The following is a 2594-nucleotide window of genomic DNA, read 5'->3' as shown; positions in this document are numbered from 1 at the left end:
TTTTTACTGGCGCGACGCTGCACCTAACGGAAACTACGTTAGCAAAGCTAAAGTTATTCCGGAACAACGCGGCCGCCGCTGTGACACGTCAGACAGGCGCTGCTCACGGCTAAAGCTCGGCCAGCTTCTCGGCCATTAGCTCCAGCCCTTCGGTGAGCAACTCGTCGCTGATGCTCAACGGCGGCAGAAAGCGCAAGACGTTGCCGAAGGTCCCGGCGGTCAGCAGGATCACCCCGGCGGCGTGGGTGGCGGTGGCCAGCTGACGGGTCAGGTCGGCGTCGGGCTCGGCGGTCCCCGACTTGACCAGCTCGACGGCGATCATGGCGCCACGCCCGCGCACATCGCCGATCCGATCGTCATCGGCCTGCAGAGCCGACAACCGCTGCGTCATCAGCGCTCCGATTTGGTTGGCCCGCTCGACGAGCCCGTCGCGTTCGATGGTGTCGATCGTGGCCAGCGCCGCAGCGCAGGCCAGCGGATTGCCGCCGAAGGTTCCGCCCAGCCCGCCGGAGTGGGCGGCGTCCATGATCTCGGCGCGACCGGTCACCGCCGACAACGGCAACCCATCGGCAATGCCCTTCGCGGTGGTGATCAGATCCGGCTCGATGCCCTCATGCTGGCAGGCGAACATCGCGCCGGTGCGGGCGAAACCGGTCTGCACCTCGTCGGCGATGAAGACGACGTTGTTCTGCCGGCACCAATCCAGCAGCGTCGGCAGGAAACCCTCGGCCGGCACGATGAAGCCACCCTCGCCCTGGATCGGTTCGATGACCACGGCGGCCAGGTTGTCCGCGCCCACCAGTCGGCGGATCTCGTGGATGGCCCGCTGGGCGGCCCGTTCGCCGTCGGTGGCCAATTCCTTGTCGATGAGCGCGTCGCGGTACGGATAGGACAACGGCGCCCGGTAGACCTCCGGCGCGAACGGTCCGAAGCCGCTCTTGTAGGGCATCGACTGGGCGGTCAGCGCCATGGTGAGGTTGGTGCGGCCGTGGTAGGCGTGGTCGAACGCCACGACGGCGTGCTTGCGAGTATGCGCGCGGGCGATCTTGATCGCGTTCTCCACCGCCTCGGCCCCGGAGTTGAATAGCACCGAGCGCTTCTCCCCGCCACCCGGGGTGAGACGGTTGAGTTGCTCGGCGACAGCGACGTAGTGCTCGTAGGGCGTCACCATGAAGCAGGTGTGGGTGAAGTCGGCGACCTGGCGGGCAACCGCCTCGACGACGCGGGGAGCGGCGTTGCCGACGGTGGTAACCGCGATGCCCGCACCCAGGTCGATCAGCCGGTTCCCGTCGACGTCTTCCACTATGCCGCCGCCGGCGCGCACGGCGTAAACCGGCATCGTGCTCCGGACGCCCCGCGCGACCGCGGCGGTGCGGCGCTTGGTCAGCTCCAGAGATTTCGGCCCCGGAATCTCGGTGACGAGGTGGCGACTCTGTTCGAGAGCGGGCACGTCGGTCTCCTCATGCGTATCCGGGTCGCGGTGGTGACTCGAGCCTATCGGTGCGCTGCCGGGCGAGGGCTTTGGTAGGTCTCAATGGCACACTGGTGACTTGATTGGTCCGCAACCGGTAGAGACCGGATTAAGTCGGGCCGACTCGAGACCACGAAAGATCGTTCGTCATGAACCAACTGGCCCTTTTCCTGCCGCTGCTCGTCATGCTGGCGCTGATTATGTTCTTCGGATCGCGCCGTCAGAAGCGCGCCATGCAGAACACCATCGACCTGCACGAATCGCTACGGATCGGCGACCGGGTGCACACCACCTCGGGCTTGGAGGGAACCGTCACCGACATCACCGAGGACGACGTGCGCCTGGAGATCGCGCCCGGTGTCGTCACGACCTGGCTGAAGCTGGCAATCCGGGACCGCGTCGAGCCAGAGATCGCCGACGACCCGGTCGACGAAGCAGCCGGGGTCGCCGAGGCGGATGCGCCCGGTGGCCACGACGCCGACCTGCTGGCCGACCCAGGCGGGCTGCCTGTCGGTGACCCGAATCGGCTGCCCAAGGACTGAGGTCGGCTGACCGGCACGTATCTTTGCGGGTGCATCAGAGGTGCACCAGAACTGATCGGCAAGCGAGGAGATTCAAAACGTGGCATCGTCTTCGGCGCCGGTGCACCCTGCCCGCTATCTTTCGGTGTTCCTGGTTCTGCTCATCGGCGTCTACCTGCTGGTGTTTCTGACGGGAGACAAGCGGGCCGCACCCAAGCTTGGTATCGACCTGCAGGGCGGTACCCGCGTCACCCTGACCGCCCGCACGCCTGACGGCTCCCGCCCGACGCGCGAGGCGTTGTCGCAGGCGCAGCAGATCATCGGCGCCCGGGTCAACGGCCTCGGGGTGTCCGGGTCGGAGGTCGTCGTCGACGGCGACAATCTGGTCATCACCGTGCCGGGCAACGACAGCAACGAAGCCCGAAACCTGGGCCAGACCGCGCGGCTATATATCCGGCCGGTGATTCAGGCGGTACCGGTGCAGGCCCAGGAGGGGGCGGGCGACTTCCCTGACTCTGAGCCCGCCATGCCGCTGCCCCGGAGGGTCCCGCGCCAGCCGGGCCGGTTGCCGGGGGCTCCGCAGCCAGCGCCCGGCGCACAGC

2 protein-coding genes and 1 pseudogene are annotated in these 2594 nt (G+C 67.3%); 2 read left to right on the top strand and 1 reads right to left on the bottom strand.

Going from position 1 to position 2594, the window contains the following annotated elements; all coding sequences use genetic code 11:
- Nucleotides 1-109 precede the first annotated feature (109 nt).
- Nucleotides 110-1450: a 4-aminobutyrate--2-oxoglutarate transaminase gene (gene gabT, locus WA317_RS08960; RefSeq protein WP_425172692.1), complete on the bottom strand. Its 1341-nt coding sequence runs from the start codon at nucleotides 1448-1450 to the stop codon at nucleotides 110-112.
- A gap of 170 nt (nucleotides 1451-1620) precedes the next feature.
- Between gabT and yajC the strand changes: the two genes are divergently transcribed.
- Nucleotides 1621-2013 (top strand): preprotein translocase subunit YajC, encoded by a 393-nt coding sequence (gene yajC, locus WA317_RS08955; protein WP_425172691.1) that lies wholly within the window; start codon nucleotides 1621-1623, stop codon nucleotides 2011-2013.
- A gap of 79 nt (nucleotides 2014-2092) precedes the next feature.
- Nucleotides 2093-2594: pseudogene (locus WA317_RS08950) on the top strand (protein translocase subunit SecD); the annotation flags it as partial.

The organism is Mycobacterium sp. (assembly GCF_049802695.1).
GTDB lineage: Bacteria > Actinomycetota > Actinomycetes > Mycobacteriales > Mycobacteriaceae > Mycobacterium.
The sequence above is the reverse complement of the archived record's forward strand: the minus strand, read 5'-3'. Positions and strand labels throughout refer to the sequence as shown.

Bases quoted from the DNA above. Each gene is read 5' to 3' on its own strand.
- yajC (WP_425172691.1), top strand. From the start codon at position 1,621: ATGAACCAACTGGCCCTTTTCCTGCCGCTGCTCGTCATGCTGGCGCTG.